The following is a 25,957-nucleotide window of genomic DNA, read 5'->3' as shown; positions in this document are numbered from 1 at the left end:
AATCATTGAGGAAGAATTAAAGAAGCAGTCATACCAGAACGAAGGCCTTTAATCTGTGCAAGGTTTTCGGGTTTCAATTCTATTGTAAAAGTTCTCAATTCAAATTCCCCTTTATCTTTGGACGGAACCCAATTGGCAAATTCTAATGTAGGCGCAATAGAATGCACAACGGCATCAAACGTTTCTGGTTCACAACCCGGAACTTTAACTGCTGTTTTGCTTCCCACTTTAAGCAAATTGGATTTATCCTGTCGGATATTAAACTTAATTATCGTTGAGTTCTTTTTCTCTATGGTCATAATCGGATACCCAATAGAAATAATTTCGCCCTGATGTGTAACCAAGTTAGAAATTACGCCATCTGCAGGAGCATAAACTCTCGTATTATCTCCAAGCGCTTTGGTTAGTTCATAAGCTTGTTCTGCTTGTTTTACAATAGCATTTGCAGTTTTTAGCAATTCAGGCCTTGTACCATTTTTGAGCATTTGCAGATTTAACTGAGCGGTTTCCATTTCCTTTTTTGCCGCTTGAAATTTAAAATAGAAAACATCCTTTTCCTGTCCCGAGATCACATCTTCATTATACAGACGTTCCATGCGGTCATAAGTCGTGCTAAACAATTTATATTGCTCTTGACTGATTTGATATAGTTTAGAAGTCGCTTCTATCAATTCTGGTCTGGCTCCTTGCGTTAGCAGTTCCTGTTGTCCTTTTGCAGCATCAATTGCCGATAATGCCTGTGCTTTTATGGCGTTTATTTCATTAGATCGAAGTACAGCCAGCAATTGTCCTGTTTTTACGGTATCGCCTTGTTTTACCAATAACGAATCTAATCTGCCTGGAAATTCGGCCGCAACATCAACACTTGTTGCATCGACCATTCCGATAAAATTATCATCTTCTTTATTGTTGTCTTTTAAGAAAAAAATCAGTCCTGCTATTACTACAAAGATTGGAATAATCAGCGCCCAGTAGTTTTTAAATATATCTTTCATCTATTTAATAAATTGCGTTATTTGACTTGGATTTCCTAAACTATTAAAATATTCCGCTAATGCCAGATAGTATCCCAAAACAGCGGTATAATACCCTTTTTCTATTTCTGTTTCTATCAATAAAGCATCATTAACATCTTTTGGCGACGAGAGCTGATTGTTCATTCTCTTGGTTATTAAACTGCTTGTCGTATTGGCTTCCTTTCTCGCTGCATCCATAGCCATAACATCATTTTGCAATGAAGTCATTTTGTTCTTTGCCACCCTCGACTGCACCTGAAGCATTAAACTGGAATTCTCTTCTCCTAGTTTCGCTTCTTCTATCAACTGTTTTGCGGCTAAAGTCCTTTTATTGGTCTGTCCGTTATACAAAGTCCATTGCAATTCCAGCCCTACAAACCAATCGGGAATAGAAACGGGTAAGTCTTTCTGATATAAATTGTAATTTCCAATGGCAAAAATGTTAGGCAAAGCCAATGATTTGCTAATTTTTTCAGCAGTTTCTGCATAAGAGATCTTGTTGTTTGCAATTCTATAAACCGGGTTTGTAAGCCAATACTCATTCATAGGTTTCTCTAGATTGATTTCGGTATATTTTAAAGTATCAGAAATCACTATTGCAGCATCAAGGTCCACTCCCATCAGTTTATTCAGTTCAAGATGCGCATTTTGTTTTTCCATCTTAATATTGTTATACTGAGTCTGCGCCTGAATTAAAACTACATTCGTCCAGTTTTTTTGGTATGGAGGCAGTATTTTATTCTTGACCAATTCTTCGGCATAATTTTTATTTTTATCTAAAGCGCTTACAATCTGTTCCTGTTTTTTAATTAAAGAGTTGAGGTACAATATTCTAAGATACTGTACTGCAATTAAAAAATTAACTTCTTTACCGGCAATCTCAACACCAATTCCAGCCGAATTGGCAACCGATTGAGCCAGATCTATACTCGAATTGATTTTGTTTCCCAGAAAAATAGGCTGACGAACTCCCACTCCTGCAACAAAATAAGACTGTTTGCTTAAACTAGGATTATAGTCTGGATAAATGCCTCCAATAACCGTTTTTGAAGTATTATAAATACGATCCTGCGCTGCCTGAGATAAATTGTTTCCCGTAATTTCATGATAAATTTCGTTTGCCGTATTCACACTTTGTTGTGATGAACCTTCAACGATTCCGTCTTTAACGGTCTGCAAGTTTATCGTAAGCGGACTACTCAAATAAGAATAACTCGATAAAAGATCTACTTTAGGCAAATAGCCTTTCTTTTCGGCCTGCAGATTATATTCGCCTGTCTTCAATGCAGATTTTGCCTGCTTGATGGTAATATTATTTTGCTGTGCGATAGAAAAACATTCTTCAAGAGAAGTGGTCTGCGCTTTTGTTTCCAAGCAGGATACAAAAAGACAAAACAAAATAAAAAGCTTTAGAAATTGTAGTTTTATATGCATCTATATAATATTCTAATGATTTGAAATTACTTTTAACTAGCGACTTCTTTGCTGTTTAATTAAAAACTGCAGGATAAAATAGAAATGAGATAAAAACTTATTATTCAGATAAATTCTGAAATGGTTTAAATTTATTTAGAATATACTGCTTACGAAAATTTGGGTTCCTTAACTTAAGCAGCGAAAAAAAGTATACCAGCAAAAATCATGTACAAGCCAATATACCAACTAGTTAAAGATAAAGATTTTATTTTATAAGTGCTATTTTAATTTACGGAAATCAGCATAATGCAATCTCCTTATCTAAAACCATTTTTTATATCGCTCCTCTGGAGCTTTTTTGTAGATGCGAAATAGATTCTTCTATAAATATTTTGCTCCTGTGGAGCATTTAAACACAGTTCTTAATAATTTTGCTTTTATAATGTCATTCCCCACTGGCACATTTCTTGAAAATAATTATCATTATTAACTGATTTAAAACTATTTATCATGAAAGTTACTTACTACGGGCATTCGTGTTTTTCTGTTTATGCCGGCGGAAAACACCTTCTTTTTGATCCTTTTATTACACCAAATGAGTTAGCAAAAGAAGTTGAGGTAGATGCTATAAAGGCAGATTACATTTTTATCTCTCATGCGCATTATGACCATATTCTCGATGTCGAGCGAATTGCCAAAAATACGGGCGCAAAAGTGCTCGGAAATTTTGAAATCTATAATTGGCTATTGAAAAACGGAATCGAAAATGCACACCCCATCAATCCAGGAGGAAAGTTTGATTTTGATTTCGGAACTGTAAAATGTGTGATAGCCCAGCATCCTAGCAGTTTTATAGATGGTTCTTACGGCGGAATTGCCTGTGGTTTTGTGCTTACAACAGCAGATGGAAATTTCTATTACAGCGGCGATACGGCTCTGACTTTGGATATGCAACTGATTCCTAAATTTACCCCACTTGACTTTGCTGTTTTTCCTATTGGCGACGGTCTCACAATGGGAATCGAAGAAGCTATTGAAGCCGCAAAACTCGTTGGGGTAAACAAAATATTAGGCGTTCATTACGATACTTTTGGATTTATTGTAATGGACCATCAAAAAGCTTTAGAGGAGTTTAATAAAGCTTCTTTTCAATTATTCTTACCTAAAATAAATACGACCATCGAGATTTAAATTGGTTATTTTTCTTTGCTATATTTCGCTAAAATGTGGGTTTTAGCGAAATATCATTTTATAAAAAAACCATAGAAAACAACATAGAAATTTTTTCATAAAAAAAAGGAATAGCTGCTGACACTATTCCTTTTGCATATAATAAAGTTCTGCTGATGAACTTCAAATTATATGTATTCTACAAAATTAATGATGTATTGCGCGGTAAGTTCCGGATATTGATGTTGAGGTCCGTGCCCTGTTGCGGCATAAACAATCATTTGCGCATTTGTCATTTGATTGATAATCGGATACCAATTGTCTACGGCAAAACTGATATCATGATCTCCAGAAATAATTAGAATGGGAGTTTTGGTCTTTTTCAGCTGTTCTCTAAAGTTTAAAGCATCTTCTCTAAAAGTATCTCCTCCGCCAAAATACAACTGAAAAACATCCATTGTAGAAGGAATTTTATCTACGGCTATCTTTTTATGAATTCTATCGTGCGAAGCTTTTGCTGCCAAACGGCTTGATTCTGATTTTGGTTCAAAAAACAGCACAATTTCATCATCAAAGTCATTTAAAGGTTTGAGTGCGGCATCAAAAAACGCTTGCTCAATAGGAACTTTGTTTTCTCCCGGCGGATTTGTTCCTACCAAAACGGCATGCGTTACCAAATTAGGATAAAGCAAAGTTGCCGTCTGTGCCACCAACCCACCATAAGACCATCCTAAAACAATTACCGAATCTAATTTTAAGGCATCTGCCAAATCCTTCACGTCTTTGGCTACAACGGTAATGTCTGGAGCAAGACTTCCTGTAGAAGAGCCAATTCCAGAATAATCAAATACGATAACGTTGAACTTTTCTGCCATCGATGCAACAAACAACGGATCCCAAGTGTCTAGTGTTCCTCTAAAACGGTTCACAAAAATTACTGCTTTTCCTTTGCCGTACGAACGATAAGCAATTTTACGATCGCCTAAATCGGCAAAACGTGTCTCTGCGTCATAAATTTTTTCCATAATTATAAGTTAAAGATTGAAATCAATATTCGTTTTCATCAAGTAGACAAAGATTAAACCAAAACGCAGAACACTAACAATAAAGCATTTAACTATTATTTGTGTGCTAAAGAATTATGATATTTCAAGAATCCAATCTTCTTTTTAACGATATATAATAATTCCCTCATGCGTTTTAAGAACAATGCTTTTAGAATCAATACTTTATAAAAAAGGCATTCCTTTTGTTTTTTGTAAATGAAATAGTACTCTTTTCTAAACATTAATCTAACAGCTTCGATATGATGTATTTATCTACTAAAAAAACGATTATGTTTATTACTGGAACATTCATCAGCCATGCTTGCTGGAAAGAATGGATTGTTTTTTTTGAAAATGAAGGCTATAAAACGGTTGCTCCGCCTTGGCTTTACAAAAACGAATTGGCAGTAGATTTAAGACAAACCCATTCAGAGTCCAAAATTGCTTTAATTCGTTTAGATAACTTATTGGATTATTATACTGAAATCATTGACAAGCTTCCTGAAAAACCAATTTTAATAGGCCATTCCTATGGCGGACTTCTAACGCAGTTACTGCTTCAAAAAGAATTGGGATCGCACGGAATCTGCATCAATTCTATTCCGCCTGGTAATCTTATGCATTTTAATTTTTCGTTTTATAAAGCAATTTGGAATCTTTCCGATGGTCTTAGTCTAACAAATAAGACCTTTTTAATGCCTTTTAAGACATGGCAATACTATTTTGCGAACCAAATGCCGTTTGAAAAACAAAAAGAAGCTTACGAAGCTCTATTGATTCCCGAATCTAAATCAGTTATACGAAACGTTTATTCTAAATCAGCTAAGATTGATTTCAAGAAAAAACACAATCCGCTTTTGTTTGTAGCGGGTTCAGAAGATGCTTTTGTTCCTGCTTCTTTAAATAATTTGAACTTTAAAAAATATAAAAATCTTCATTCTATAACTTGTTACAAAGAATTTCAAGATGGCAATCGTTTGAGTATAAATCAAGAAAACTGGCAGACTATTGCTGAGTTCATCGCCAATTGGCTAAAGAAAATTTCTTAATGGATTGCATATTTTTTTTGTGTTCCCGTGGTTGAAACCTCTTGCGGAATTTTTAAATGTTCCCGTGGTTGAAACCACGGGCTATGTTTAAACATGATTAAAAAACAGAATCAATATTTCAACTAAATAATCCCTTTCTTAATCTCCAGTTTTTTAATCTTAGAATTTAAAGTCGATGGATGAATGTCTAAAATTTCGGCCGCGCCACCAGCACCAGAAATTTTTCCGTTGCATTTTTTAAGAATATACAAAATATAATCTCGTTCATTTTCTAATATCGTTTTTATCGAAAATGATTCTTGTGCTGGTTCAGGATGCATTTTGGAAGACATAGAAAGTTCAATTTCTTTAATTGTATTTCCTTCTGTCAGCAAAATGGCGCGTTGCATTACATGTTCAAGTTCTCTAATGTTTCCTGGCCAATTGTAATTTATAATCTGCTGCAAAGCAAAATCGGAAAGAATGGGCGCTTTTCTGCCCATTTTCTCGCTATAAACCGCTATAAAATGATTGGCTAAATCTGGAATATCTTCTTTTCTCTTTTTTAACGGCGGAACCATAATCGGAAAAACATGCAAACGATAGTACAAATCCATCCTAAATCGTCCTGCTGCCACTTCTTCTTCCAAATTTTTATTGGTTGCCGCAATAATCCTAACATCTATTTTCATTGACGAAGTGCCGCCCACACGCTCAATTTCTCTTTCTTGCAGAACACGAAGCAGTTTTACCTGCAATTCGAGAGACATCTCTCCTATTTCGTCTAAAAAAATAGTTCCTCCATCTGCCAATTCAAATTTACCTATGCGTCTGTCCAAAGCGCCTGTAAAAGCACCTTTTTCATGTCCAAAAAGCAATGACTCGGCAAGATTTTCAGGAATAGCGCCACAATTGATAATAACCAAAGGCTTGTCTTTTCTCGGAGATAAAGCATGTATGCTTTGCGCAATTTTTTCTTTTCCTGTTCCGCTTTCTCCTAAAACCAAAACTGAAGTATCTGAAGGCGAAACTTTCCGAATATAATTAAAAACTGTGCCCATTTGCGAACTGTTACCAATAATCCCTTCAAAACCTTCTTGTGTCTTTACGGGAGAAGTTATGCTTTTGATTTCCGTTTTTTTAATTGGCAGGTTTAAATCTTCTTTCGAATAAATTTTAGCAATAAATTGATGAAAAAGCAGTTCTAGTGAACCTAATAATCGTAAGTGTTCTTGAGAATAAACAGTAAGGCTACGGCTGTAAAAAGTAAAATGATAGCTCTGGATCGTGGCAATTGAAAGCGGAAAAACCAAATAAGATTTGATGCCAAAATTGTGTGCAATTAAAGCTTTAATTGGTGCTTCTTGCAGGTTGTTAATCAACGCTTCTTCGCTATAAATTACAGGCTTTTTATCTACTTTAGATTTCCTGTAAGTTTCGTTGATTTCTTTTTCTGACAATACCGCTATTTGTGAAAGTTTCTGCAGATTGATGATTTGATATTGTTCCAAATTTCTGCGTACAATTCCTAGATTATCGTAATGTGTGGAAGTCACAAAACCGGTTTCCAAATAATCAAAAGGAATAAAAGTTTGAACCGCTTTTGCAAATGCCAATAACGCCTCTTCTTTCTTTAGGTTGGAATTTATAATTTCTGCAATGGCCGCCTGAAGCTGAAATTGCTGCAGTAGCTGACTTTCTAAACTGTATTGCTGACGATAAAATGCAATTTCAAGAGTCGTTAGCACATCTTGATCTCGAAAAGGTTTCACGATAAACCCATAAGGATGAGTAGTTTTAGCTTGATCTAATACAGTTTTACTTGAATTGGCAGAAATAAATATGAAACCAATATATTTCTCTTTAAGAATATGCGCCAACTCAATACCATTTCGGCTTCCTTTGAGCATAATATCTAAGAAGACCAAATCTGGTTTTTCAATTTCAATTTGCTCCAAAGCCTGTTCTACCGACCGCGCGATTCCGATCACTTCATAATTTGCTTTCTCAAGAATTAACTGTAAATCGTGAGCTTCAATAAATTGATCTTCTACAATTAAAATTCGTTTTTTCAAACTAGCAGCAACAGTTTCATATCCGTTATCGGGAGAGTTTTTCATAAGTGAGCTTTTTTTATATTATCTTGCACTTAATTTATTGATACAAAAATAGTTAATTATCGTAATTAAAATTAGTCGTTTCCAAATTTAGATAAATAAAAATCACAATTAACCGTAATTTTCATATTATTTTTCAAAACATAAAAATTGTTTCTTCCTATATTTGTTAATCCAAAACCTACTAAATTTAATTCTAATAAACCATGAAGCTACTTTACTCGTTTTGTCTGCTGTTTTTTATTACAATTAATTCTCAGGCACAAAACCACCCTGCCACAGCAAATTATGACTTAAAAAAGAAACGTCTATTAATTCATACCTGTTCTTCTTATTTATACAATTCAAATCAAGGATCTATTGATGCCGATAGTTCTGTAGTTTTAACCTGCAAAGCCTATAAACTTCCTGTTTCTTTAGCTTATGACGAAGGTTTTAATGATGGTTCTTATCTAATTGGAAATGATTTAATTGAAAAAGGAAATATCGATGCCGCAAAAAAGCTTTATTTGAAATCTAAAGGTGTCGATAAAATAAAACTGGCGCTACAATTGGGAATCTTTTATCTCTTCAAACCTTTTACAAAACCAGACGATTTAAAAAACGCTAATCTTTATATCACCGACGCGGTAAAGATTAGTAATGAGCTAAAAATACAAAAGTGGCAGCATGAGAGTTTAATGCTTTTGGGAAAGTTTTATTTCCAAATCAACAATTATCCTGAAAGTAAAAAATGCTTTTTGCAGGTTGTAAACGAATGCCGAAAACAAAAAGATAAAGCAGCGCTGGCACATGCATTACTCAACCAGGCGAGCTATCAATACGACTTAGATCCCGAAAAAGAGAAAATTCTAAAAGAAGCCGAAGCTTTGTTTAAAACATTGGGCTTTGAAGAAAAAAGATTGGAAACCAAAGCCAATTTGTGCACCATTTATTTCTGGCACGGAAAAATAAACGATGCCAAAAAAATACTTTATCAAAATATTGCCGATATGCGAAAAATCGGCTTCAGACAGCAGCAGTTTGGAGAAACTACAATTGCTCACATCGAAGCCGTTCAGTTTAACATGAAAAGTGCTTTGTATTATGCTCTAAAGAGTGTGCAAACAATGGAATCTAGCAAAGATTACACTTTTGCAGATATTTTTTATATGCGGTTAGGTTTAATCTATTTGCAGATGGGACATACAGATGACGCTATGAAAATGGCTAAAAAAAGTATTGAGTATGGGCAAAATGTTTACAGCAGCGGCAGTTGGTACAAGAGTTTTATAACTGCGACAGCATCTTTGTCTTTTAAAGGAAAAAACAAAGAAGCCATAGCATATATGAATTCTATAACAAGCCATTATCCGCCTCCAAATAAATTTGACAACATGCTTATGAATTATGCTTACGCAAATTGTTATTGGCGAATTAAAAATTATGGCACCGCCGAAAAGTATTTTATAAAAGCAGGAGAAGCAGCAGATGCTTTAGATTCACCGCAGACTTATCGAGATCTCTGCAATACGTATTCGTCTATTGCTTTATTTTATGCAAATCGACAAAATCTGTCCAAAACAAAATTCTATATTGATAAAGTCGAAGCACTTTCCAAAAAATATGGCAAGACCTACAATTCGGAAGCATTGGAAATGTCTTTATATAAACTGGACTCGCTAAATGGTGATTTTAAATCGGCTTTGGCGCATCATAAATTGTATAAAAAATTCAGTGATTCTCTTTTAGATTATTCTAAAAACAAACAAATTGAAGAGCTTAGAATTCAATACGAAACAGAAAATAAAGAACAAAAAATCAAACAATTAGACAAAGAAACCGATTTACAGCAAACGGCTTTAAAAAAATCAAAATTATTAAATACGCTTTCCATCTGGAGTTTGGTTTTATTGGCTCTTTTTCTTGGCTTATTGTACAATCGATACCGCCTAAAACAGAGAACAAATGCCGAATTGGAATTCAAAGAAAAAGAAATCAATCAAAAGAACATTAATCTTAGACATTTGTTAGATGAAAAAGAATGGCTTTTGAAAGAAATCCATCACCGTGTAAAAAACAATCTTCAAACCGTCATAAGTCTTCTTAATTCGCAATCGGCTTATTTGGAGAACGATATGGCGTTGTCGGCCATTAAAAACAGTCAGCATCGCATTCATTCTATGTCGTTAATTCATCAAAAACTATATAGTTCAGAGAATATTTCGACAATCAATATGCCCAATTACATCAAAGAATTAGTCGAATATCTGAGAGAATCTTTTTCGCTTGGGCAGCGCATTCGCTTTGAACTTAAAATTGATCCGCTCGAATTAGATGTTGCACAGGCCGTTCCGCTTGGGCTTATCTTAAACGAAGCGATTACTAATTCAATAAAATACGCTTTTCCAGACAACAGAACAGGAATGATCTATGTTACGCTCCAAGCGACAACCGAAGACAAATACCTGCTGACGATTACCGATAACGGAGTGGGCTTTGATGCAAACATCAGCAATAAAAAAATCAATTCGTTTGGGTTAAGTCTAATAAGAGGTCTTAGCGATGATTTGGATGCGGCTTTTTCTATGGAAAACAATAACGGAACAATTCTTAAAATAGAATTCTCTAAAGAGTTTCCAATCAATGAAAAAAGAAAATAGTTTTCTATTGCATACAATTAATTTCAACACATAGAAACATAGTTTTGTTGTATCTGAAAGAAGGCAAAAGAAACAGGTTTCTAAACATAGACAACTATATGTTTTTAAATTAGCAAAATGCCTTTTCTAGTTAAAGATCAACACTTTAAAACTATGTCTCTATGTGTTTAGTATCACACTACAATGCTTATTTCTTTTGTAGCGAAATCTCACGAATCGGAATGGGTTTAGCGAAATATAGCGCTTTTAATCTCCATAAAAGTGCTAAAACCGTATTATTAAAGCTTTTATTGCCATGGCATATAAATTGGTTTCCTAGGGAAGTTAACCCTTAAAAACCAATTTATTATGAAAAAATCAATATTGCTAATCATCATTTTATTTCTAAATTTTAGCGCTGCAAAAGCCTGCGATAAATGCAGTTCCTACAATAACAGTGATTTTAAAATAAAATCGGCTACAATAACCCATAAAGCAGATTTAGGCCTTACGGTTTGGGACATTAAAGTAGAAGGAACTGCAGGTAAAACAATGCCTAAGCCAGTGGGTCAGCTAAATGGTGCGCCAGTTTTGGCCTATGTTTTTCCGACTACTTTAAAATCTTCTGATATTGGTTTCGGTCAAGCCGAAGGAATAGTAGCACTTGCGCTTACTTCTCATCCCGATTTTGAAGACACTCCGCTTTGGGATGAAAATCTTGACGGAAACTATCTAAATGACGGTTTAATCTGGCATGCACACTGGGTTTTGTTAGTGAAAGACAAACGTGTTGCCGGCGGACTTTCGGTTAGAGAATTTACAAAAGGAGATCCAAATGTAGTTCTGCCTCCAACAAATCCCGGAATGGCAATGTATATGGATAGTCCTGGTTTTAATATCGTGGCTAAAGGAAATTCTATAAAAGTAATCGTTCCCGATTTTAGAATCAACAACAAAACCAATTTTAAGTTTGATGCTGTAAGCTGCTATATGGAAGTTAGCACAGGAGCTGGCGGTTCGCATGATTCTGAAGGTTCTAAACCAATGCTCGGGGTATACAAAGTTTACACTGTTGCCAGCGGAAATCTTTCATTGCCTTATTCTGTAAAATAAAACATAATTCTAAAGCTTAAACACAATGAAAAAATCAATTCTCTTAAAAATGATCTTTATCCCTTATATAATTCTAAACACTTTAACAACAAAAGGTTATGCGCAAGGCGATTATGCTACAGATCCGCATTTGACTCCAGCTGTAAAAGCCTTTTTAAAACCTCTAAATTCTGGAGGAGCTCCATTAGAATCGCTTCCGGTTGCAGATGCCCGAAATGTATTGGTCGGTGCACAAAATGCTTTTAAAGTTGATTTGTCTGGAATTGAAGAATCGGAAAAAGAAATTACAGCTGACGGTTACAAAATCAAATTGAATATTGTTCGTCCCGCTGGCGCAAAAGGAAAACTGCCTGTTTTTATGTTCATTCATGGCGGCGGTTGGGTGCTGGGCGATTATCCTACTCACAAAAGAATGGTTAGAGATTTGAGCGTTTTAACCGGTTATGTGGGCGTTTTTGTCAATTATTCTTTGGCTCCAGAGCACAAATATCCTCAGCCTGTAAACGAGGTTTATGCAGCTGCAAAATGGATTTCGGCGCATGGAAGCGAAATCAATGTGGATGGAAGCAAATTAGGAATCGTGGGCAACAGTGCAGGTGGAAATCTGGCTACAGCGAGTGCTTTGATGGCTAAAGAAAAAGGAACGCCACTCTATAAAGTGCAGATTCTTTTCTGGCCTGTAACCGATGCCAATTTTGAAACAGAATCGTATAAACTATATGGCAAACAGCGCTTTCTGACCGATTCTTTAATGAAATGGATGTGGGATCAATACGTAGATCCTTCCAAAAGAAAAGAAATATACGCTTCGCCACTGCAAGCCAGTTTATCTCAGCTGAAAGGCTTGCCTCCTACTTTGATTCAGGTTGCTGAAAATGATATTTTGAGAGATGAAGGAGAAGCTTATGGACGTAAATTGAGTGATGCTGGAGTTGTCGTTACAACTGTTCGATACAACGACGTCATTCACGATTTCGGATTATTGAATGGTTTAGCTGAAATTCCGCAGACAAAAGCACTTTTTATTCAAGCAGCAGCAGAACTTAAAAAGCATTTGAAGTAAGACTAATTCTTGAACAAAACAAACATAACAATCTGTAATCAAATATTTTACAAGAAAATAAATTTGTAAATTTAATTCTCAAAAACAATAAAAAGAAGTCATTATGCTTGTACAAGAAAAAACTGGATTGATTGTAATTGATGTTCAAGGAAAATTGGCCCGAATGGTGCACAACAGCGAAAAGCTGACCGCTAATTTGGAAAAACTTATTCGAGGCTGTCAATTACTTTCAATTCCGATAATTTGGGCCGAACAAAACCCAAAAGGACTTGGCGCAACAATACCTGAATTAGAAAAGTTATTTCAGGATCAGAAACCAATTGAGAAGTTTTCTTTCAATGCTTTGGATAATGAAACCTTTAAACAGGCGATTATAGATTCTGGCAGAAAGCAATGGCTAATCTGCGGTATAGAAGCTCATATCTGTGTGTATCAAACGGCAATAGTATTACTGGCCTATAATTTTGAAGTCGAAGTTGTAGCCAATTGTATTTCTTCCAGATCAGAGGAAAGCATTGTAATTGCTTTGCAAAAATTGCAGCACAAAGGAGCTTCAGTAACCAATGTTGAAATGTGCCTTTATGAACTTGTAAAAGATTCGAGACGGGAAATTTTTAAAGAAATTCTAACATTAATCAAATAAAAAGAATCATGTCAAAATCGAAAACTATTGTACTCATTCATGGAAATTTTGTGAACGACAAAACGTGGACAGAATGGAAAAAGTACTATGAACAAAAAGGATATACGGTTTATACTCCCGCAAATCCAGGACACGAAGGAGTTCCTGCCGAATTGAGAGCAAGAGTGCATCCTGATCTTACCAAAACTGGATTTATAGATATTGTTACGGCTATCGGCAAATTAATAGACACTTTACCCGAAAAGCCTTTGGTAATTGGACATTCTATGGCTGGTATGGCTACCTTAAAACTGGTTGAATTAGGTAAAGCGGCGGCTGGAGTAAGCATTGATGGAGCGCCTCCAAAAAATGTGTTTCCGCCATTTCAAACCTTAAAAACAGTAATACCAGCTTTTGGCTTTTTCTCTACAAGTAAATATTTTATGGGAAGTAGAAAATGGTATGATTATGCTTTTTTTAATACCATTCCGGAATCGCAAAAAAGCATTGCTTTTGAGAAATTCGCAGTGCCAGAAAGTTATAAAGTCAGCAGAGAATTGGTTTTGAATTCTTTCTCCAATATCAATTTCAAAAAACCGCACGAACCTATTTTGTTTATTGGCGGAGGAAACGACCATATCTTCCCTCCTAGTTTAACGGAGACAATTGCCAGCAGATACAAAGAAAATGCAGGTCGTGTCGATCTAAAAATATTTGATGGCAAAAGCCACTTTATTTGCGGAGAACCGGGCTGGGAAAGTGTCGCCGATTATATTTTAGATTGGTATGAATCGTTATAGAAATTATATATTTCAACTTTAAAAAATATAGTAAAATGCTAGATCTTTTGGATTTAGCATTTTTAATTTTCTTTCAAACCATCATTCTGATTAAGATTGCTGCTCCTTTTTTATTTCTTCGATTCCGCTTCTATAGCTTGTTACAGCAAAATCTGGAAAACGCTTTCTAAATTTTGAATCATCAAAAACATTGGCATGCTCATATCTTGGAAGCAATTCTTGGAGTTCTTTTGCTTGTTTACTGAAAAATGCTCCAATGGTAAAAACAAACTTTGGAATAACTTTATATTTTAGTTCTCTCCCATATATTTCAGAAGCTAAGGCAATGAATTCTTTATAATTAAGATGGCTTTCATCTACTGGCAAATGCCAAGTCTGGCCAAAAGCATCTGGTGTATTACCTATTAAAGCTGTGGCACGGCTTGCGTCTGGTGTCCAAATTAGGCTTCTTTTTTTAGAGTCTTTCAAAGGAACTTTTAGTTTTTTATTTTCTTTAATAGCCTTAAAGATTAAAGTATTGGTAATGCTCTGCGTTTTGGCAGGTCCATAAAATTCAGGCGCACGACAGATTACGGCTTCCAATTGTCCCGTTTTTATTTCGCTTAGCACCATTTCTGCCATTTGTTTTCTAATTTCTCCCTTTCTGCCGACAGGTTCAAACGGTGTTTCTTCGGTAAGCACTCTGCTGTCTTGCGGATACATATAGGTATTATCAAAAAAGACCAATTTCGTTTTATTGATTTTACAGGCTTCAATAACATTTCTTAAAATCAGCACAAACTGTTTTTCCCATAAGTCAGTATCCATTGGAAGTCCTAATGTAAAATAGGCTATTTCACTGCCTTTGACGGCTTCTATTGCTTTTTCTTTAATGGTTAAATCTGCCGAAAAAACGGAATCTGTATCATTTACTTTTTGTGCTTTACGGCTTACAATTCGTATATCTGAGGTATAATTTCTTTTTAATTCTCTTGCCAATTCTTCTCCAATCTGTCCGTTGGCTCCTAATATAGTTTGCATACTGCTTAACTTTTTAAATTGCTTTATTTTTTATAACACTTGTATTTACTGCAGAAATTGCAACAAGTCTCATAAACTTTAACTCATTTATATTCTACTTTATTGCTATTTTAAAACCTATAAATCAGTTAATTTATTTCTAAATTACAACAAAAAAAAACATACCATTTTTGCCGTCTTTCTTATTAGTAAAATCAGAGAAAGTTTTGTTACTGAGTTCTATAAGATTTTTTACTTTTTTAAATTGATATTTAGAAAATGCGAAAGCAAAAGCCCTGTATCAACTAAGATACAGGGCTTTTTTTAACTCAAAAAAACAACAACATTTTTTATTTTACATCAAACCATAATTTGGTTGTCAATAAATCTTTTCCTTGTTCGGCTACAGCAGCTTGATAACTAGCACCATTTAAAGACTGTTCTGTACCCGGATAGAAAAGGCGCGAAGGAATTTTTCCGTCCAAAACAGTAGCAGGACCAGCTGTAAGAACTGGATAATCCAATCTTCTCCATTCTGTAAAAGCATCCAAACCTTGTCCGAAGAAAGAAATCCATTTTTGTGTACCAATAGATTTAGCATAATTTGACGCATCATATTTCACACTTGCTTGATCTAAATAAGTTGAAATCGTAGTCGCATTCGTAATTCCAAACTGGTTCAAAGATGCTGTAATAGCATTTTTATAATATTGTTCTGCATCTCCCGAAATATATCCGCGGGCTGCTGCTTCTGCAAGATTAAACAATGTTTCTGAATAAGAAGCAATTACAGCTGGAGAAGCCGATGTTAAGAAATAAGTTCCAGGTTTTGATGTTTTAGCAAAACCTTGGCTATTGGCATCACTATTTGATAAGCCGTTTGCACCTCCAACATATTTCCCTACAGTTGCATCTGAAGGCAATTGTGCGAAAACAGGCAAACGAGGATCAGACAATGCATACAATTGATCGACCATAGTTTTTGAAATACGGAAATCATCTCTAGTTTCAAACCAAGCCGAAGCTGGATTTTGCTGTGGCGAACTGGTATAAACAAATTGGAATGTTTCGGCATTACTACCAATTAATCCTCCTGCATCGCTTGTAGCGTCTATAGCAGCTTGTTTTGCCAAACCTGGTTCTTTGTCTGAAATTCTCAGCGCAATACGCAAACGAAGTGAGTTTACCAGTTTTTTCCATTTCAAGATATCGCCTTTGTAAGCCAAATCACCTGTAACAGAGCCATTTGCTGGATTTAACAAAGATTGCGCTTGTTTTAAATCGTCAAGCAATCCTGTATATACTTCTTTTTGTGTGTTATATGCAGGCGTTACATTTTGACCCGCTTCTTTGTACGGAATGCTTCCGTAAGCATCTGTCAGCAATAAAAAGGTCCATGAACGCAACGTTAAGGCGATACCTTTATAGTTAGAGTTTGCCTGAGCATCTGGAAATTTTATAATCGTATTCAAATCTGTAATTAGAGTCGAATATCCCTTATCCCACAATGACGTGAAAGAAGCATTAGAAACATCGTAACGATCTGGTTCTGTATATTGAATTTTAGCCCAATGCTGTACAAACAGCAAAGTCGAGTTAAAGTTATTGGCATCTCCCCAGTACAAATCGGCACTTTGCTTTAAAGTACCAGTTAAAAGATATGGTGCAAGCGGGGTTTCAGTTGCATTTGGATTTTTATTAATATCGTCCAAAGTATCACTGCAAGAGCTCAGTGTCAATGCAAACAGTATTGTATATGATAGTTTTTTTAGCATGATTCCGAGTTTTTAAAATTTAACGTTAAGGTTTAAACTGAAATTTCTAGTTGTTGGTAAAGCTAAACTTTCCAATCCTTGCGCATTTCCAGTATTGAAAGCCGTTTCAGGGTCAATATTTGGAGCATCTTTGTAGATAAAGAATAAGTTACGGCCAGCAGCAGTAACGCTTGCTCCTTCTAATCCTAGTTTTTTAATCAGCTTTTTATTAAAATTATAAGTAAGTTTTATCTCTCTCATTTTTACGAAAGTTGAACTATAGATGTAAGCTTCGCTAATATTGTATGATGCTTTATAATATTCTTGTGCGCTAATCACTTTATTATTAGGAGTTCCATCTGCAAACACACCTCCGAAAATCATTCCGTCATCATAAACTGTTGCGCCACTTGGAGCTGCTCCGCCTGTTACCAAAGTTTTCGGATTAGCGGTATTGTTTCCTGGATAATAGTAGCTTAAACCACCATTTTCAGCACCACGACCTGGAAGAGTCTGTGCTAAAACCCCAGTATAGTTACCAGTTCTGTTTGTTCCTGAGAAAAGTTCTCCACCAACACTAGCATCAACAAGGAAAGAAAGCTCAAGATTTTTGTAAGTCAAAGTATTCGTAAGACCAGCTAAATAATCTGGAGTATAATGTCCTAACACTTTTTTTGTCGGATCTGCTTTTGGAAGACCATTTGCTCCTACCACAATATTTCCGCTTGTATCACGCTCGTAAGCTGTTCCGTATAGTGCTCCATAAGCTTGCCCTACAGACGCCAATACATCTACACCTCCAGAAGAACCAATCGTATAGTTTTTAATATCTCCTGCGTAATCTAGAATTTCAACCTTACTTTTGTTTTTAGAATAATTCACCGCAACATTCCACTTAAAGTTTTCTGTTTGCACAGGATTTCCGTCTAACTGTATTTCAATACCTTGGTTATTAATTTTACCTGCATTGATTAACTGTGAAGTATAACCGCTTGCTGCTGTAGTTTTGATTTCTAAAATCTGATCGAAACTATTGGTATTGTAATACGCTATATCAAAATGAAGTCTGTTTTTCCAGAAAGAAGCTTCACCACCTATTTCAGTAGAGCGTGTTGTTTCTGGTTTCAAATTTTCATTCAGTTTTCTTTGAGAAGAAGTCTGGATCGGATTTCCGTCAAATGCCGTTTGGAAATTATAAACTGTAGCCAATTGGTACGGATCTGCATCGTTACCTACTTCAGACCATCCTCCACGAAGCTTTAAGAAATCTAATGTACTGCTCTTAATATTTAATGCATCTGTTAAAACCACACTACCGTTAATAGATGGGTAGAAATAAGAACGGTTGCTGCTTGGTAATGTAGAAGACCAGTCATTACGCGCCGTAACGTTCAAGAAAGCATAATTTCTAAAACCAAACTGAGCAGAAGCGTAAGCACTGTAAACTCTCAATCTAGATAATGAGTTTGATGATGTTAACGGATCTCTAGAGTTTGTTAAAGTATACAAATCTGGAACCGCTAAACGAGGCGCTTTCTGATAGTTGTTGGCATCGCTATGGTTACGAATGTTGAATCCCGCAAGTGCATCTACAGTAAAATCATCGTTAAGCTGTTTTGTATATTGAAATATACCCTCAGTATTTTGCTCATTTACAGTGTAAGCATCTTCTGCGTACGATCCGAAAGGAGTTCCATTTGTACCATATTTAATAGTATATTTTCTTCTATCGTTATAATAATCAACTCCTGTACGGAATCTGAAGTTTAATCCTTCAGCCAATTTCGCATCTAAATGGATATCTCCAATTAAACGATTACGCTGTTGACTTGTTGTATTGTAATAGGCATTCCAATACGGGTTGCTGTAATAGCTGTTATTCCAGTTGGTATTTCTATCTTTTTCCAATTCATTAATATCAACCTGACGTCCGAACCAAAGAAACTGAAGCATTACCCCAGCCGCACGACCACCAGATGGACCACCTGGCAATTGAGGAGCATTTGTAGCGATATAATTGGCATTAACCCCAACTTTTACACTTTCAGAAATCTGATAATTAGTATTGATAGAAAAGTTGGTTTTGTTGATTTCACTGTTTGGTACAGTTCCAAGCTGTTTTTGATTGTTTACACCTAAACGGAAATCTGATTTATCGTTAGCTTTTGCAATAGAAACACTATTATCGTAAGTAAGTCCTGTGTTGAAGAAATCTTTCACGTTATTTGGATGCGCAATAAAAGGAACTGCTTCTCCTTTAGAATAAAATTGCGGAATAAGGCGTCCGTCCATTCTTGGTCCCCAGCTTTCATCAACACCATCATTAACTCCTCCACCTTTTCCGTCTACGTAGCTGAATCTTCCGTTAGAACCTTGTCCAAAAGTGTTTTGGAAAGAAGGCAAAGTAGCCACTTGAGAAACGGTTAGGCCCGTATTAAAAGTAACACCAAATCCTCCTTTTTGTCCCTTTCCTGATTTTGTTGTAATAAGCACAACACCATGAGCAGCACGCGATCCGTAAAGAGCAGCGGCATTTGGCCCTTTTAAAACAGTCAAAGTTTCAATATCCTGCGGATTCAAATCGGCAATTGCATTTCTGAAATCACGAGTAGCTCCACCAAAATTCAATTGAGAGTTATCTACAGGAACTCCATCTACCACAAAAAGCGGTTGGTTGTTTCCTGCAATAGAAGTTTCTCCACGAATAATAATACGAGAAGATCCCATATCTCCTTGCGAATTGGTAATACGCACACCCGCTACTTTACCAGAAAGAGCATTTAAGAAGTTGGTTTCTTTAGTAGTTGCCAATTCTTTTCCTTTTACTGATTGAGTTGTATATCCTAAAGATTTCTTTTCTTTTGAAATTCCAAGTGCCGTAACAACTACTTCAGATAGAGCATTTTGTTCTTCGGTAAGATTGATCGTAATATCGTTTTTGTTTACTACAACTTCTTGTTTTTTATATCCTAAATAACTAACTAAAAGTACATAAGGGAATTTTTGTCCTGTTTGGAAATAAAATTTTCCATCTGTATCTGTAATAACACCATGTGTAGTTCCTTGAATCGTTACCGAAGCCCCAATAATAGGCTCTTTTGTAACGGCATCGACAACTGTTCCTTCCAGTTTAGACTGAATTAGCGGCTTTGTCTCTTGAGCTTTAACTCCTATGGAAATCAACAAAATACATAGCCAAGCATATCTTTTTAATTTTATTTTCATTACTTTGTTTTAGTTTAATAAATAAGGCGAGCTTAGAGCGCTTTGTGCTATTCTAGCTTTCCCTTTTAGAGATGACAATTTCTTTTTAAGCTTCTACCATTTCTGCTGCAACAGAAATGGTTTTTTCTTTTTATCTGCAGCACATTCGTTTTTTCATTTTTACTTTTTTTTTGGATTACTATTCTTTTAAATTGGCCTATAAAATTTTAACCCCAATTCGGGATTGTTGTACTTTTTAAAATTTATAATGAATTAAAAAAGAGGAATTTTAACCGTAGAATGCATAGGGACGAAAACTGCCGAATGCTTTTTGCTTATTTTGGAATGAAATATCGTGGTTTTTAATCTCTGGCTTTTAACTTATATTTTAAACTCTACTAATTTGATAGAACAAAAATAAGTTAAAAATAATATTCCCCAAATTTTAATTAAACTTTTTGCAAAAAATATGTTAACTTTTTTAAACAGGAAGATTTAAACCATTAAAAATAAACAAGTTACAATAAAAACATGTTTTTACAGTTTTATAAGAATTGTACTAAAATCTTAAAATTAGAAACCCTTTTTTGGCTATTTTAAATTCCAATTCAGGAAAGTTTAAACCAAAAAAAAACTCCAAGATCATAAGACCTTGGAGTTTCTATTTTTTGTATTTCTAACTTATTATAGCTCGTTGAATTCGTGTAGCGATTTCAATGTAGTTTCATAAAATAAAATGGCTGCAATAAGATTCCCTTTATCGGAGTAAGGCATCATTTTTCTCTGAAACTCTACTGTAGTATCTAAGAAACTAGTTGTACCTAACGCCTGACCATCTAAGATTTTTTTGTTATCAGCCGTATCAGGAATACCTAGATCTGCCATTGTAACACCTGGTTTAGTAACCAAAGCAATGTAAGGAAGTGTTTTTACTAGAACTTTAATACGTTCAATGTACAATTCTAAAAGCTCTCCTTTTTGCATACCGCTTAATTCTTTTTGATCGTGGTATTTACGGATTAAAGCTGTTGTACTAATGATACTTCTTGGTGCGTTTTTTGCCTGTGCAGAAACAGCGGCAGTCGTCAAGAAGAAAAGTGCACATAATAAAATAATTTTACTCTTCATTTTCTTAATAGATTTGGTTCTTGAATAAAAACAAAAATATATAAATTAACTTAAAATGCAATTTTTAGAAGTCCTTTTTACTAAAATTATAATAATCTTTTAATGTTATTAGCAAAATAGAAATAAAACGCTTACAAATTACGATATTCCAATCGTTCTTTTTTAAGACTTAATGATTCTAAAACGTCCTGGATATTTGATCCAAATGCTTTTCTTGTTTCCGTAGTAATCCATAAAGTCTTCGCAAACAAAAACAGCATGAGCTTTAGACCAAGCTACCACTCCGCAATATTCGCTTCCAGATTCTCTTTTTAACTTCTGAATTTGTTTGCCTAATTTAAATCCTAAATATTTGTAGATTGTTGGAGTGTATACAGTGCCTTCTTCTAATTCTTCCAAGGCTTTCTCAAAAGTGGGTTCTTTATCGATAATCTGCATGTATTTTGCCATAACAGCATACGTTAAAATAGCATAATCACGTATTTTTTCGCTGTCGCAATTATCTTTAATATAAACAAAACCTGCAGATTTTCTAGCTTTAATAACTTCGCTGCTGTCTAAATTAAAGGTTGCATTGTTTTTTAGCGTAATCCTATAAGAATTATTGTGTAGTTTTTCGCTTTCAAATAGATTATCTAATCCGTACACATTTAAAGAAGCTTTAATAAATGCTATCGATGAACAATTTGTACGTTCACCTTGCTTAAAACTTTCAAATATTTTATCTGAACTCAATTGCGAATACGAACTTGAACAAACAAACATTAGAAGTAAAAAAAATGAAGTAACCGATTTCATGCCTTATTATATATTATTCCTCAATTATGGTTTGAAAAACTGTATTAGATTTTTACAAATCTATAAAAATCCAACCATATTTCTACTTCTTTACTTTTATCTATTAAAAAAAAAGTGCTTTCTGAGCGAAAAAATATGAAAACGTCTCAAATAAACTTTGAGACGCTTCTAACTATTTTTTTTCTTCGTTATTCAATTTATCATCGAGTTCAGGTTCTTTGCCTTTAAACTTTTTCGTGTCAACATCATAATTTTCATCATTTGTCAAAACTTCATCATGATCTTTATATTGATGTTTTCTCGTATCGTTTCGATGATCTCCTCCACCCTGTTGTTTAGGATTCGGGTTTTTCTGGGTTTGATTATTCTTCTCCATAATTCCTAGTTTTTAAATGATTATTAAAATTAGCTCAAATACACTGGTTTGGTTTATATAATCATTTTTAAAAATTATAAAATAAAACTGCTCCTATTTATATCACACCTATTTACTGTATTTCGAAAATCTGCTAAATATCGCTGTTTCCTATCTTTTCTATTTTTCGAAAAGATAATAAATACAACAAAAATGCAACTGGCATATTATTAGAATACAGCAACTTAAACTAAATTTTAAAAATCATGAGCTTACACGCCATTATTATTAGTATTGATCCTTTTAATAGAACACTCAAGATCAATAATATGACAATTATAAAAGCTCAAGATTGAAAATCAAATAGTTTAAGCTTAACTTTGCTCGCTCAATACTCAAAGTAAGTTATACAACAGAATATGTGGACTATATGCCATGAATGCCAGGGACAAGGTAAAATAAATCGCGGACTCAGTAAAAAAGCGCAACGTCTTTATAAAACGGAATTGGCTTTGTATGAGAACAAGCAAAGTAATACTGCTCCGATACGTCCTAAGGCACATTTGCATTTGTGCACAAATTGTTCTGGGTCTGGATTAATGCAATCTGAAAACTATCTTGAACCCGATCTCACAAAACCGCACGTTGCCATTATTGGCGCAGGTATTGGCGGAGTTGCTCTAGCGGTAGCCTGTTTGCATCGCGGTATTCCGTTTACCATTTATGAAAGAGACAGCAACTTTGATGCCCGCTCTCAAGGTTACGGACTTACGTTACAGCAAGCCAGTAAAGCCATGAAAGGGTTAGGAATTACTTCTTTGGGAGGTGTAATTTCTACAAAACATATTGTACACAATACAGAAGGAAAAATATTAGGCGAATGGGGAACCAGAAAATGGTTGGAAACCTCCATTAAAACGCCTACAAAACGCACCAACATCCATATCGCAAGACAAGCGCTTCGTTTAGCTTTATTAGAACAACTTGGAGGAAATAATACTATCCAATGGGGGCATCAATTAATAGATTTTGTAGCATCTGAAAATGGTGTAGAGTTAAGTTTTCAGGTAAACGGCGAAATAAAAACTGCAAAAGCCGATCTTGTTGTCGGTGCCGATGGTATTCGGAGTGCCGTAAGAAAGCTAATAATTGGCGAGGAAGCAACACCGCTCCGTTATTTGGATTGCATTGTAATCTTAGGAATTTGTACTTTAAGTTCGCTCGAAGGGCTTTCGAGTGATTTACTAGATGGTGCAACGATATTTCAGACTGCCAACGGAAATGAACGTATTTATATAATGCCTTATACTGCAGATTCTGTCATGTGGCAATTGAGTTTTCCGATGTCTGAAGAAGAGGCCAAAGAACTAAGTGCAAAAGGACCGCAAGCCTTGAAAGAAGAAGCCTGCCGAAGAACGCAATGGCATACTCCTATTCCTCAGATTTTACAGGCAACACAGGAAAATCTAATTTCTGGATATCCGGTTTATGATCGCGAGTTGTTGAGTTCTGAATTATTAGAAAAGAATCAGAATATTACTTTAATTGGCGATGCGGCGCATCCGATGAGTCCGTTTAAAGGTCAAGGTGCCAATCAGGCTTTATTGGATGCTTTAAAATTGGCTAGAAAAATTTCGAAAGGCTGTAACGCTAAGTCCAAATGGAAAGAAAGAGGATTGAGAGAATGTGTATTAAATGATTTTGAAGCTGAAATGCTTGAACGCAGTGCCACGAAAGTACAAGGTTCTGCTGATGCCGCTCAGTTTTTACATTCCGAAATTATACTTCTAGAAGGTGATGAACCGCGAGGGAGGTGTTCTAAAAGGAGTGAAGAATAAAGAATAAAGAATATAAATTGGAGATCAATAAAAAATGCTAAACCTATTGTTTAGCATTTTTTGTATAGAGTTATTTTTCAGTCATATACATGGGAATTAAACAACAATTTAATATTTTTTTATAACTGATTCCGACGCGATCTTTTTACTTTTATGATCTCATTTACAAACAATTAAATAGTTGCGCCATGAATAATACACAAATAAATTTCAGTCCAAACAATAAAACCTGTACAGGCCGAACTTTGGTTTGTGATGGTGATAATAATGAATTAATATTTCGTAAAACTTATGTAGGAGATTGGGGAGATTGGGACGAGAAACCAGATGAAATTTTAAAAGATCAGCATCTTTACCTGGATCAAAATACTAGTTTTACAAATGCAATTTAAACTAAAAGCTACTTATTAAGTATATAATTTAAGCAATACAATCTTGCGATTCTATCTATTAGGCTAGAACGCTGATTGTATTGCTTAAATTTTCTTTGTTTATAAAATCCAAAATAAATTCTCTTACCTCTTTACTTGCTTCTGTTTTGGTTGCAAAAGAGTTAATGTAGAATTCATCGTCCTTGTCACTAATATGGATAATTTCTGTGTAGCCTTTAGTTATTAAACTCCCTTTTAGTTTAATAATGTTTACTTCTTGTTTTCCGTCAAGTTCTTTACGAACCTGTAATTTTATAGCTCTTTCCATATTCAAAAATTTTTAAATAATTAACTATCATTCAGTTATAAATTTAAAACATTTAATCTATCGAAATCAGATTTTAACACAGTTCGCAACGTATTATTTATCAACATATTATAAACATTTTCCTCTTTTTTAAAAAGAAATGTAAAACATCAGTAAAATCAATACTTTTCAAGCTAATTTCCTGTAAAATCTTTGTCGCTCAGGGTTTTCATAAATGCAAGAAGATTCTCTTTTTCTTGTTCTGTAAGCGGAATTCTATTGCCATTATTTTTAAAAATCGGATCTAAATTCTCTGCACTTAAGACTCCATTATCAAAATAATCTAAAACAGCTCTTAAGGTAGCAAACTGACCAAAACTTCCGTAAGGTGCTGTATATTCAACATTTCGCAAACTCGGAACTCTAAAACTCATAAAATCAGACGGAATTCCGGTCACTCTGCCTCGTCCTGCCTCATTAGAATCTGTGTTTAAAGGAAAACCTATATTTCTAAAACTCTGATCTGTAAACAATTCGGTGCTATGACAACTAGCGCATTTCTGCTGAAATGTGGCATAACCTGCCGCTTCGCTATCTGTAAACGATTGACCTTCTTTTCGTTTTACGTTATCGTATTTACTATTAGCAGAAATCAAGGTGTATTCGAACTGAGCAATGCTTTTATAAATTCTATCTGGTGTAATTTCTTGATCTCCAAATGCTTTTTTGAACATCTCTTTATACGAAACATCATCTTTAATTTTCCCAATAACTTCTAGAATTGAAGAATCCATTTCTTCGTGAGTTATAATAGGAACCAAAGGCTGGGTTTCTAATTGCAATCTGCTTCCATCCCAATTAAAGAATTTTAAAAACATCAAATTCTGAAGCGGTGGCGCATTTCTCAGTCCTACTCTACCTTCAATACCTATGGCCCGCGCATTATGATCTGCAAAAGCATTCGCTTGGATATGACAGCTTGAGCACGAAATGGTATTGTCTTTACTAAATCTTTTGTCCGAGAAAAGTTTTTCGCCCAATTCAGCACCATATTTTGTAGGCTTATTCAAACTTACATAACTGTTTACCTCTGGAAAATCAGTCGGAATAGGCAATGAAAGCTCAGAATTATCAAAATAAGTCTCATCAGAATCACTACTGCTACAAGAAGTGAAAAAGAGCACCATTAGG

The 25,957-nt window shown here is 34.8% G+C and carries 21 protein-coding genes; 9 read left to right on the top strand and 12 right to left on the bottom strand.

The genetic code is table 11. The annotated features are described in order from the left end of the window. Positions 1-2 precede the first annotated feature (2 nt). Positions 3-995: an HlyD family secretion protein gene (locus ACFO3N_RS17085; RefSeq protein ID WP_379799713.1), complete on the bottom strand. Its 993-nt coding sequence runs from the start codon at positions 993-995 to the stop codon at positions 3-5. Next, a complete protein-coding gene (locus ACFO3N_RS17080) occupies positions 996-2,450 on the bottom strand; it encodes a TolC family protein (protein WP_379799711.1) in 1,455 nt (484 codons plus the stop codon). A 492-nt stretch (positions 2,451-2,942) separates the two neighbouring features. Between ACFO3N_RS17080 and ACFO3N_RS17075 the strand changes: the two genes are divergently transcribed. Continuing rightward, the gene (locus tag ACFO3N_RS17075; RefSeq protein ID WP_379799708.1) at positions 2,943-3,623 is read left to right on the top strand and encodes a metal-dependent hydrolase; all 681 of its coding nucleotides are present in this window, start codon (positions 2,943-2,945) and stop codon (positions 3,621-3,623) included. A 167-nt stretch (positions 3,624-3,790) separates the two neighbouring features. On the opposite strand, the gene ACFO3N_RS17070 is transcribed toward ACFO3N_RS17075, so the two are convergent. Then, complete coding sequence (locus ACFO3N_RS17070; protein WP_379799706.1) at positions 3,791-4,627, bottom strand: alpha/beta fold hydrolase; 837 nt, start codon at positions 4,625-4,627, stop codon at positions 3,791-3,793. A 281-nt stretch (positions 4,628-4,908) separates the two neighbouring features. Between ACFO3N_RS17070 and ACFO3N_RS17065 the strand changes: the two genes are divergently transcribed. Beyond that, on the top strand, positions 4,909-5,697 hold the full coding sequence (locus ACFO3N_RS17065) for an alpha/beta fold hydrolase (protein ID WP_379799703.1): 789 nt from the start codon (positions 4,909-4,911) through the stop codon (positions 5,695-5,697). Positions 5,698-5,819: 122 nt separating this feature from the next. Here the strand turns inward: ACFO3N_RS17065 and ACFO3N_RS17060 are convergent, their stop codons facing one another. Next, positions 5,820-7,796, bottom strand: a complete 1,977-nt coding sequence (locus tag ACFO3N_RS17060; protein WP_379799701.1) for a sigma 54-interacting transcriptional regulator — start codon at positions 7,794-7,796, stop codon at positions 5,820-5,822. 203 nt (positions 7,797-7,999) lie between these two features. On the opposite strand from ACFO3N_RS17060, the gene ACFO3N_RS17055 reads away from it, so the two are divergent. The 5 genes from ACFO3N_RS17055 (at position 8,000) to ACFO3N_RS17035 (ending at position 14,012) form a co-directional block, all read left to right on the top strand. Then, positions 8,000-10,435: a histidine kinase dimerization/phosphoacceptor domain -containing protein gene (locus ACFO3N_RS17055; RefSeq protein ID WP_379799699.1), complete on the top strand. Its 2,436-nt coding sequence runs from the start codon at positions 8,000-8,002 to the stop codon at positions 10,433-10,435. A 348-nt stretch (positions 10,436-10,783) separates the two neighbouring features. After that, entirely contained in the window at positions 10,784-11,527 is a 744-nt protein-coding gene (locus ACFO3N_RS17050; RefSeq protein ID WP_379799697.1) for a hypothetical protein, read from the top strand. A 25-nt stretch (positions 11,528-11,552) separates the two neighbouring features. Further along, on the top strand, positions 11,553-12,590 hold the full coding sequence (locus tag ACFO3N_RS17045) for an alpha/beta hydrolase (protein WP_379799695.1): 1,038 nt from the start codon (positions 11,553-11,555) through the stop codon (positions 12,588-12,590). A 103-nt stretch (positions 12,591-12,693) separates the two neighbouring features. Then, positions 12,694-13,233 (top strand): hydrolase, encoded by a 540-nt coding sequence (locus ACFO3N_RS17040; protein WP_379799693.1) that lies wholly within the window; start codon positions 12,694-12,696, stop codon positions 13,231-13,233. 8 nt (positions 13,234-13,241) lie between these two features. Next, positions 13,242-14,012 (top strand): alpha/beta hydrolase, encoded by a 771-nt coding sequence (locus ACFO3N_RS17035; protein ID WP_379799691.1) that lies wholly within the window; start codon positions 13,242-13,244, stop codon positions 14,010-14,012. Positions 14,013-14,102: 90 nt separating this feature from the next. Here the strand turns inward: ACFO3N_RS17035 and ACFO3N_RS17030 are convergent, their stop codons facing one another. The 6 genes from ACFO3N_RS17030 to ACFO3N_RS17005 form a co-directional block, all read right to left on the bottom strand. Then, positions 14,103-15,032 (bottom strand): NAD-dependent epimerase/dehydratase family protein, encoded by a 930-nt coding sequence (locus ACFO3N_RS17030; RefSeq protein WP_379799689.1) that lies wholly within the window; start codon positions 15,030-15,032, stop codon positions 14,103-14,105. 329 nt (positions 15,033-15,361) lie between these two features. After that, the gene (locus tag ACFO3N_RS17025) at positions 15,362-16,786 is read right to left on the bottom strand and encodes a SusD/RagB family nutrient-binding outer membrane lipoprotein (protein WP_379799687.1); all 1,425 of its coding nucleotides are present in this window, start codon (positions 16,784-16,786) and stop codon (positions 15,362-15,364) included. Between the two features lie 12 nt (positions 16,787-16,798). Beyond that, positions 16,799-19,990 (bottom strand): SusC/RagA family TonB-linked outer membrane protein, encoded by a 3,192-nt coding sequence (locus ACFO3N_RS17020; RefSeq protein WP_379799685.1) that lies wholly within the window; start codon positions 19,988-19,990, stop codon positions 16,799-16,801. 663 nt (positions 19,991-20,653) lie between these two features. Continuing rightward, entirely contained in the window at positions 20,654-21,097 is a 444-nt protein-coding gene (locus ACFO3N_RS17015) for a hypothetical protein (RefSeq protein WP_095929165.1), read from the bottom strand. Between the two features lie 162 nt (positions 21,098-21,259). After that, positions 21,260-21,895 (bottom strand): hypothetical protein, encoded by a 636-nt coding sequence (locus ACFO3N_RS17010; RefSeq protein ID WP_379799683.1) that lies wholly within the window; start codon positions 21,893-21,895, stop codon positions 21,260-21,262. A gap of 172 nt (positions 21,896-22,067) precedes the next feature. Further along, positions 22,068-22,271: a hypothetical protein gene (locus ACFO3N_RS17005; RefSeq protein WP_248726625.1), complete on the bottom strand. Its 204-nt coding sequence runs from the start codon at positions 22,269-22,271 to the stop codon at positions 22,068-22,070. 398 nt (positions 22,272-22,669) lie between these two features. On the opposite strand from ACFO3N_RS17005, the gene ACFO3N_RS17000 reads away from it, so the two are divergent. Both ACFO3N_RS17000 and ACFO3N_RS16995 read left to right on the top strand, forming a co-directional pair. Then, positions 22,670-24,088: an FAD-dependent oxidoreductase gene (locus tag ACFO3N_RS17000; RefSeq protein ID WP_379799681.1), complete on the top strand. Its 1,419-nt coding sequence runs from the start codon at positions 22,670-22,672 to the stop codon at positions 24,086-24,088. A gap of 188 nt (positions 24,089-24,276) precedes the next feature. After that, positions 24,277-24,480 carry a hypothetical protein gene (locus tag ACFO3N_RS16995; RefSeq protein WP_250835949.1) on the top strand — a complete coding sequence of 68 codons (204 nt, stop codon included), beginning with the start codon at positions 24,277-24,279 and terminating at the stop codon, positions 24,478-24,480. A gap of 58 nt (positions 24,481-24,538) precedes the next feature. Here ACFO3N_RS16995 and ACFO3N_RS16990 read toward each other — a convergent pair whose 3' ends face one another. Both ACFO3N_RS16990 and ACFO3N_RS16985 read right to left on the bottom strand, forming a co-directional pair. Next, positions 24,539-24,787, bottom strand: coding sequence for a hypothetical protein (locus ACFO3N_RS16990; protein WP_250835948.1), 249 nt, complete (start codon positions 24,785-24,787; stop codon positions 24,539-24,541). Between the two features lie 173 nt (positions 24,788-24,960). Then, a complete protein-coding gene (locus ACFO3N_RS16985) occupies positions 24,961-25,953 on the bottom strand; it encodes a cytochrome-c peroxidase (RefSeq protein ID WP_379799902.1) in 993 nt (330 codons plus the stop codon). Positions 25,954-25,957 lie beyond the last annotated feature (4 nt).

Origin of the sequence: Flavobacterium chungangensis (assembly GCF_042654045.1) — a bacterium.
Taxonomy (GTDB): domain Bacteria; phylum Bacteroidota; class Bacteroidia; order Flavobacteriales; family Flavobacteriaceae; genus Flavobacterium; species Flavobacterium chungangensis.
Note: the sequence above shows the minus strand (reverse complement) of the source record. Positions and strands in the feature narration are given on the sequence as shown.